We start from the raw sequence: 7,602 nt of genomic DNA, 5'->3' as shown, positions 1-7,602 counted from the left end.
GTTCGATGGCGTAGCGCAGGGCGCGCAGGAGTGTTCTGCCGTCGATCTCGCCTTTGACGAGGTAGTCCTGGGCGCCGGCGGCGAGTGCTTCGACGCCGCGGTGTTCGTCGGTGAGGCCGGTGAGTACGACGATGGCGGCGGCGGGGGCGACGTGGCGCATGGTCTCGAGGGCGGACAGGCCGTGGCTGTCGGGGAGTCCGAGGTCGAGCAGGACGCAGCGGGCGCCGGTGGCCATGGTGCGGGCTTCGGCGATGCTGCTGGCTCGTTGCAGCCTGACGGGAGCTGACATCTCGTCGAGGAGTTCCTCGACGAGGAAGGCGTCACCGTCATCGTCCTCGACGAGCAGGACGGGCCAGTCGGTCTGGCCGGGCTCGGCCGCCATCTGGACCGGCAGTTCGACCGACAGCGCGACGGGGAGCGCCTGGTCGGTCGGGCTGGCCTCGCGCAGTTTGGACGAGCCCGCCGGTGAATCCCGCACGTGTCGGGCGTGACTGGGACTCACGAGCGCGGTCAGGGGTCCCCCGATCGTTTCACCCGGCCCGATATGCGGGGTGGTGATGCGGTTCGCCGAGGTGTGCATGGCGGTCAGTCCGGGCATTCCAGGTGTCTGCGGGCCGTCGGGGGACTCGTGGCTTCCCATCGACCACACAACACACTTAACCGCGAACAAAGGGGGTGTGATACCCCCCTAGGGGTGGTAACTCCCGCCCATGACAGGTGGTACGTCCTTACCTATGGCAGGCGGAGCGTCCGGGCCGATCACTGTGGCGCTGGTCGATGACTATGACGTGGTGCTGGCCGGCGTAGCCCGCATCCTGGCGCCCTATGAGGATCGGGTCCGCGTCGTCGAGATCGACACGAACCGTCCGGTCGTCGAGGACGTCGACATCGTGCTGTACGACTCCTTCGCCCAGGCCGAGGCCGGCGGAGACGACCTCGCGGACGTCGTCGCGAACAAGCACAGCGGCCGGGTCGTCATCTATACCTGCACCTTCCACCAGCACCTGATCGAGGACGCTCTGGCCAGGGGCGCGAACGGCTACCTGTCGAAGACGCTTACCGGCCGTGAGCTCGTCGCCGCGCTCGAGGCCGTGCACGCGGGCGAGGTGGTCGTGAGCCGGCCGCCGCGCTCCCGCGCCACCGCCGGCCAGGACTGGCCGGGCCGCAACGAGGGCCTCACCGAACGGGAGGCGGAGGTCCTCGCGCTGATCACCCAGGGCCGCAACAACGCCGAGGTCGCCGAGATCACCTGCCTGAGCCCGAACACGGTGAAGTCCTACATCCGCGCGCTCTACCGCAAGATTGGCGTGACCAGCCGCTCCCAGGCCGTGCTGTGGGGCGTCAACCACGGATTCGCCCCGGACCACCACCACCGCATCCAGTCCTGGCGCGCCAGGCCCCCGACCGGCAGGACGCGCTGAGCAGCCCGCCCGACCTGCCTGAGATCCGCCGCCCTCGAGCCCGGCGTACCGGGACGCGCGTCAGAGAGCACCCCGGCTGCTGCCACCCCGCTCATGGGGCACCAGGGCGCACGAGGCCCGCCTCGTAGGCGGCGATCACGGCCTGGGTGCGGTCCCGGGCCTCGAGCTTGGTGAGGACGCTGCTGACGTGGGTCTTGACGGTCTCGTTGCTGATGTGGAGCAGGGCGGCGATCTCGGGGTTGGATCGGCCCGCGGCGAGCAGGCGCAGGACGTCGACCTCCCGGGTGGTGAGCTGGGCGAGCCGGTCGGGTCGGAAGCGGGGCCGGACGCGGGCGAACTCGTCGATGAGACGCCGGGTGACGTCAGGAGTGAGGAGGGCGTCGCCATGGGCGACGACGCGCACGGCATCGAACAGCGTCGTGGCCGGCACGTCCTTGAGCAGGAATCCACTGGCTCCCGCCGACAGCGCGTCGTACACGTACTCGTCGAGGTCGAACGTCGTGAGGACGATCACCCGGGGCGCGGGCGAGAGCGTGCCGGTGATCAGCCTGGTCGCGGCGATCCCGTCGACGACGGGCATGCGGACGTCCATCAGGACCACGTCGGGACGGCGGACGCGCGCGACGTGAACGGCGTCGCGCCCGTCGCGGGCGGTGCCGACGACGACGAGGTCGTCGCGGGTCTCGAGCAGCGCGGAGAAACCGGCCCGGACGATCTCGTCGTCGTCGACGATCAGCACGCGGATCGGTGCCGGCGCGGTCCTCGGACCGGTCATCGGTCCGGTCGCAGGGGAAGCTCCGCGGCGACCGTGAACCCGCCGTCGGGGAGACGCCCGTGGCGCAGGGTCCCCCCGACGGCGTCGACCCGCTCACGCATGCCGAGCAGGCCGAGCCCGGTCTGGTCGGTCTGGTCGGTCGGAACGGTCGGCGCGGCCACGCCCGGAGAGCCGTTGTGGATCGTCAGGCGGAGCAGCTCCGGGCCGTGGTGGAGGGCGATGTCCACGTCGGCGCCGGGAGCGTGGCGGCGGGCGTTCGTGAGGGATTCCTGGATCACCCGGTAGGCGACGAGGTCGACGTCGGCGGGGATCGGGACCGCGAGCCCGCTCACCGTGACGGTGACCGCCGTGCCATGGCGGCGGGTGGCCCCGACCAGCGCGTCGAGCTGACCGAGGCCGGGACGGGGCTCGAGGGCCGGGCCGAGCTGGCCGGCTGGCGCGCCGGCCGCCGGCGGGCCGGCGCGCGGCGGGCCGGCGCGCGGCGGGCCGGGAGCGCGGATCACCGTGAGGACGCGGCGCATCTCGGCGAGCGCCGAGCGGGCGGACTCGCCGATCTCCGCGAGCCGGGTGCCGGCGAGCTCGGGCAGGCCGGGCGTCGTGTACCGGGCGGTCTCCGCCTGGATCGCGATGTGCGAGATGTGGTGGGCGACGACGTCGTGCAGCTCGCGCGCGATGGCCGTGCGGTCGACCAGGAGCAGGTGCTCGCGCACGGTCGACGTGTGGGCGGCGCCGAGCGCCTCGCGCTCGGCGATGATCGCGCTTCGGCTTCGCAGGAGTCGGCCGAACCCAAGCGCGCCGATGACGACGGTGAACAGCAGGTAGCTGGCCGCTCCCGGGTCGGGCGCGTTGAACGGTGTCACGGCGTTGATGAGGAACAGGCCGCCGATCACACAGATCTCGGCCGCCGTGAGCCGGTAGCCGGCCACCGCGCACACGATCAGGAGGCCGGTTCCGCCAGCGATCGGGACCAACGGGGCCCCGGGGAAGAAGAACCCCAGCGCGGCGACCACGGCGATCAGCACCGCCGGACGCGGAAGGCGAACGACGAACGCGACGGGCAGGACGATCGCGACCGAGGTCAGAAACCGGTCGTCGAGTCCCGCCTGCGCCGCCGCCGCGAGCAGAAGCACTCCCGCGACGGCGAGCCACGGCCACGGCGTGGCCAGAGCACGCGTCAACCGGTCTTCGAGGCGGTCGACGGCCGCCGGCAGGATTCGTTCGCTCATCGCCTCCCAGTGTCTCCGCCCGGCCGGCGGCCCCGCATCGCTCGCGTGGGGGAGGCCCGAAACCGCTCCCGCGGGGGATTCGCCGCCCCCCTTGCCCTCCCTACCGTCCCCACCATGCGATCCGATCTCCCCCGCCCTGACCTGATCTTCGAGACGCTGACGAAACGGTTCGGCGCCACCGTCGCTCTCGACGAGGTGTCGTTCGCGGTGCCCCCGGGCGCGGTCACCGCGCTCGTGGGCCCGAACGGCTCCGGCAAGACGACCCTGATGCGTGTCGCGCTCGGGCTCGCCCGCCCGACCTCGGGCCAGGCGCTGGTCGCCGGCCGGCCGTACCGGCGTCTCGACGCCCCGCTGACCCGGATCGGCGCCATGCTGAACGCCTCCGCGGTGAACCCCGCGCTGACCGGCCGTACCCACCTGCGCTGGCTGGCCGCCGCGGGCGGTATCGACCCGGCTCCCGTCGACGCGCTGCTTGAGCAGGTCGGCCTCGGTTCCGCCGCGCGGCGCCGGGTCGGCGGATGGTCACTCGGCATGAGGCAACGGCTCGGTGTCGCCGTCGCCCTGCTCGGCGACCCGCCGATCCTCATGCTCGACGAGCCGATGAACGGGCTCGACCCGCAAGGCCTGGTCTGGTTCCGCGGCCTCGTTCACCGCCTCCGCGACGAGGGCCGGACCGTCCTCGTGTCGTCACATCTGATGGGCGAGCTCGAAGGCCTCGCCGACCGGGTCGTCGTGATCCACCACGGCCGGATCGCCGCCGACGCCGACATCGACTCGCTGCTGGCGGGCGGCGCGCGCGGCGCCGGCTCCGACCTCGGTTCCGGCTCCGACCCCGGCGGCCGTCCGAGCCTGGAGGACGTCTACCTCAGCCTCGTCACGTCTTCCGCGCTGGCCCGCCCATGACCTCGGCCGTGGTTCCGCGCCCTCGCCCCAGCGCCGCCCGGGCAGAGTGGATCAAGACTGTGGGCAGCCGCGGCACGCGTGTCGCGTTCGCCCTGCTCGCCGTCCTCCCCGTCGCGTTCTCCGCGCTCGTCGTCGCCAACACCCCCTCCACCGACCCACCCGGCGTGCGGGGCGACGACGACATCGTCGCCAACACGCTCGTCGGCGTCCTGGTCGGCGTCATCATCGCCGCCGTCGTCGGTGCGTCCATGATCGGCAACGAGGAACGCTCAGGCATGATCTCGACCAGCTACACCGCCAACCCGCGTCGCCATCGGGTGATCCTGGCCAAGGCGTCCATCGCGGCGGCGGCCACCCTGATCGTCGGCGTCGCCTCGTCCTGGGGCTCCTATCTCGTGGCCCGCCCGCTCCAGCGTGGTCAGGGCTACGTCGCTCCCAGCTACCCGGAACCCGACCTGCTCAGCGGGCCGCCGCTGCGGGCGATCGTCGGCACCGGGCTGCTGATCGCCGTGGTCGCCCTCTACGCGCTCGGCGTCGCCACGATCGTGCGGCGTGCCTCCATCGCGATCCCGCTGGTAGCCGCCACGGTCCTCCTGCCCGGCCTGATCGGCGGTGGCGAGGACGTCCAGCGGTTCGCCCAGCGCTGGACGCCGTTCGCCGGCTTCTCCGTCCAGCACACCGTCGAACGCCCCGACTACTACGCCGGCCCCTGGCACGGCCTCGCCGTCACCGCGGTCTACGCGGCCCTGGCCCTCGGCGCCGGGCTCCTGCTCGCCCGTCGGCGCGACACCTGAGCGGGCCGAACGGGCCACGCCCGCTGAGGCCGGACCGGCCGGCCGGCCGGTTGTTCAGCGGCTCTGGCGCGTCGGCCATCGCGGACAGCACGCACGGGATGGGTTCGTGACGGGCGGCCCAGGCGCACGCGTAGGGGGAGTGGGTGTGCACGACGCCGCCGACGTCCGGGCGGTGCCGGTAGACGTAGGCGTGCGCGGCGGTGTCGCTGGACGGGCTGAGGCCGCCCGCCACCACGGCGCCGTCCAGGTCGCAGACGACCATCCGCTGCGCCGTCAGCTCGGCGTAGTCGACCCCGGAAGGTTTGATCACGAAAACCTCCTGGCCGTGCCCGTCGCGGGCGCGGGCCGAGACGTTGCCGGAGGTCCAGGCGACGAGGCCGTTGTCGACGAGGGACAGGTGCAGGTCGACGAGCTGGGCACGCGCCTCGTCGACGTCGGGCCAGGACGCCTGGTCGGTCATCGTGGGTCTCCGGTCGGGTCGGTCGGGCCGGTCGGGTTGGTTGGGCCGGTCGGGTTGGTTGGGCCGGTCGGGTTGGTTGGACTGGTCGGGTGTGGGCCGGCCGCCGCCGTCGGAACCGTGTGCGCGGGCGGTGCCGGGCCGGGGCACGTCGGATCGGGGAACGCCCGATCGTCCGCCGGCCCGGCGAGGCCGCGCAGGGCCTCGTCGCGCAGGGCACGCAGGCGGTGCAGCACACCGCCCGTCCCGGCGCCGGTGCCGCCGAAGTAGTCGTGCAGCGCGAGGTACTCGTCGTAGACACGGGTGTAGGCGGCGTGCCGGGCCGGGTTCGGGAGGTAGGCGTCGCGGTCCACCCGGCTCATGGCGACCGCGGCGGCGGGCACGTCCGGGTAGGCGCCGGCGGCGACCGCGGCGTGGATGGCGGAGCCGAGCGCCGGGGCCTGGCTGGTCGCGGCGGTGTGGATGGGGTAGCCGAGGACGTCCGCGTAGAGCCGCATGAGGGTGGAGTTCTGGATCAGGCCGCCGGCGGCGTAGAACTCCCGGACGGGCACGCCGGAGTCGCGGAAGGCGTCGAAGATGCGCCGGGTGCCGAACGCGGTGGCCTCCAGCAGCGCGCGGTAGACGTGTTCGGGGCGGGTCGCGAGCGTCTGGCCGACGACCACGCCGGACAGGGTGTGGTCGACGAGGACGGATCGGTTGCCGTTCATCCAGTCCAGGGCGAGCAGCCCGTGGGCGCCGACCGGGTCGCCCGCGGTCAGCGCGGTGAGGTGCTGGTGCAGCGACACCCCGGCGGCCCGCGCCGCGTGGCGGTAGGAGTCGGGTACGTGGTGCTCGGCCCACCAGGCGAAGATGTCGCCGACGCCGGACTGGCCGGCCTCGTAGCCGAAGCGGCCCGCGATGATGCCGCCGTCGACGACGCCGCACATGCCGGGGACCTCGGCGAGCGCGTCGGCGGACATGACGTGGCAGGTGGACGTGCCCATCACCGCGAGCATGTGCCCGGGCTCGGTGACCCCGACCGCGGGAGCGCTGACGTGGGCGTCCACGTTGCCGGCCGCGACGACCGTGCCGGCCGGTAGGCCGGTCCACTCGGCGGCGCGGGCCGTCAGGCACCCGGCCGGGGCGCCGAGCGGGAGCAGGGCGGTCGACAGGCGCGTGTCCGCGTAGTCGGCGAACGCGGGGTTGAGCGCGGCGAAGAAGTCACGGCTCGGGTAGGCCCCGTCCTGGAAGATGCCCTTGTACCCGGCGGCGCAGGCGTTGCGGGTCTCCGTCCCGGTGAGCTGCCAGACGATCCAGTCGGYGGCCTCGATCCAGCGGTCGGTCGCGGCGTAGACCTCGGGATCCTCCTCGATGGCCTGCAGCGCCTTGGCGACCTGCCACTCACTGGAGATCTTCCCGCCGTACCGGGCGATCCAGGGCTCGCCGCGCTCGTGGGCGAGCGCGTTGACCCGGTCGGCGTGCGGCTGGGCCGCGTGGTGCTTCCAGAGCTTCGGCCAGGCGTGCGGCCGGCTGGCGTGGTCAGGCAGCTCGCACAGCGGCGTGCCGTCCGCGGTCGTCGGCAGGACGGTGCAGGCGGTGAAGTCGGTGCCGATGCCGACGACCTCCGCCGGATCGACACCCGCGCCGCGCACGGCGGCGGGGACGGCGGCGGCGAGGACGGCGATCCAGTCGCGTGGGTTCTGCAGCGCCCAGTCCGGCGGCAGCTCCCGGCCGCCCGGCAGCCGGGCGTCGATCACCCCGTCGGCGTAGGTGTGCGTGGCCGTCGCCAGTTCGTGTCCGTCGCGGACCCGGATCACGCTGGCGCGGCCGGACAGCGTGCCGAAGTCGATGCCGACGACGTACGCGTCCCGGACGGCGGGATCGGGGCTGGCGGTCATGCGGCTCCCTCGCGCGGATGGACCGGGCATGGATAGACGGGGACGGGCCGGGCACCGGCTAGGAGACCGCTGAACAAGGCGGGTTTGGGTTCTTCCCTGGCTGGGCGTGTGGTGGCGTGTCTGGTCAGGGAGGGGTCGGGTGCTGGTGG

At 73.3% G+C, this 7,602-nt stretch carries 8 protein-coding genes; 3 read left to right on the top strand and 5 right to left on the bottom strand.

The window, feature by feature from the left end:
• On the bottom strand, positions 1 to 640 hold a 640-nt coding region (locus BL253_RS44590), incomplete at its 3' end, for a response regulator (protein ID WP_241835538.1).
• Between the two features lie 94 nt (positions 641 to 734).
• Here BL253_RS44590 and BL253_RS38680 point away from each other — a divergent pair.
• A complete protein-coding gene (locus BL253_RS38680) occupies positions 735 to 1,421 on the top strand; it encodes a LuxR C-terminal-related transcriptional regulator (protein ID WP_076823063.1) in 687 nt (228 codons plus the stop codon).
• Positions 1,422 to 1,512: 91 nt separating this feature from the next.
• Here the strand turns inward: BL253_RS38680 and BL253_RS38675 are convergent, their stop codons facing one another.
• Positions 1,513 to 2,196, bottom strand: a complete 684-nt coding sequence (locus tag BL253_RS38675; RefSeq protein ID WP_076823061.1) for a response regulator transcription factor — start codon at positions 2,194 to 2,196, stop codon at positions 1,513 to 1,515.
• A complete protein-coding gene (locus tag BL253_RS38670; RefSeq protein WP_076823060.1) occupies positions 2,193 to 3,422 on the bottom strand; it encodes a sensor histidine kinase in 1,230 nt (409 codons plus the stop codon). Before BL253_RS38670 ends, BL253_RS38675 begins: the two co-directional genes overlap by 4 nt.
• A gap of 114 nt (positions 3,423 to 3,536) precedes the next feature.
• Here BL253_RS38670 and BL253_RS38665 point away from each other — a divergent pair, with 114 nt between their 5' ends.
• Positions 3,537 to 4,325 carry an ABC transporter ATP-binding protein gene (locus BL253_RS38665; RefSeq protein ID WP_076823058.1) on the top strand — a complete coding sequence of 263 codons (789 nt, stop codon included), beginning with the start codon at positions 3,537 to 3,539 and terminating at the stop codon, positions 4,323 to 4,325.
• A gap of 59 nt (positions 4,326 to 4,384) precedes the next feature.
• Positions 4,385 to 5,119, top strand: coding sequence for a hypothetical protein (locus BL253_RS38660; protein WP_076823056.1), 735 nt, complete (start codon positions 4,385 to 4,387; stop codon positions 5,117 to 5,119).
• Here the strand turns inward: BL253_RS38660 and BL253_RS38655 are convergent.
• Complete coding sequence (locus BL253_RS38655) at positions 5,052 to 5,579, bottom strand: class II aldolase/adducin family protein (protein ID WP_081439120.1); 528 nt, start codon at positions 5,577 to 5,579, stop codon at positions 5,052 to 5,054. The two genes, BL253_RS38660 and BL253_RS38655, sit on opposite strands and share 68 nt — an antisense overlap.
• Positions 5,576 to 7,453 (bottom strand): ribulokinase, encoded by a 1,878-nt coding sequence (gene araB / locus BL253_RS38650; RefSeq protein WP_081439119.1) that lies wholly within the window; start codon positions 7,451 to 7,453, stop codon positions 5,576 to 5,578. Before araB ends, BL253_RS38655 begins: the two co-directional genes overlap by 4 nt.
• Positions 7,454 to 7,602: the final 149 nt, after the last annotated feature.

The sequence above is a fragment of the Pseudofrankia asymbiotica genome (assembly GCF_001983105.1).
GTDB lineage: Bacteria > Actinomycetota > Actinomycetes > Frankiales > Frankiaceae > Pseudofrankia > Pseudofrankia asymbiotica.
Note: the sequence above shows the minus strand (reverse complement) of the source record. Positions and strands in the feature narration are given on the sequence as shown.

Bases quoted from the DNA above. Each gene is read 5' to 3' on its own strand.
- BL253_RS38655 (WP_081439120.1), bottom strand. From the start codon at position 5,579: ATGACCGACCAGGCGTCCTGGCCCGACGTCGACGAGGCGCGTGCCCAG.
- BL253_RS38670 (WP_076823060.1), bottom strand. From the start codon at position 3,422: ATGAGCGAACGAATCCTGCCGGCGGCCGTCGACCGCCTCGAAGACCGG.
- BL253_RS38675 (WP_076823061.1), bottom strand. From the start codon at position 2,196: ATGACCGGTCCGAGGACCGCGCCGGCACCGATCCGCGTGCTGATCGTC.
- BL253_RS38680 (WP_076823063.1), top strand. From the start codon at position 735: ATGGCAGGCGGAGCGTCCGGGCCGATCACTGTGGCGCTGGTCGATGAC.
- BL253_RS38665 (WP_076823058.1), top strand. From the start codon at position 3,537: ATGCGATCCGATCTCCCCCGCCCTGACCTGATCTTCGAGACGCTGACG.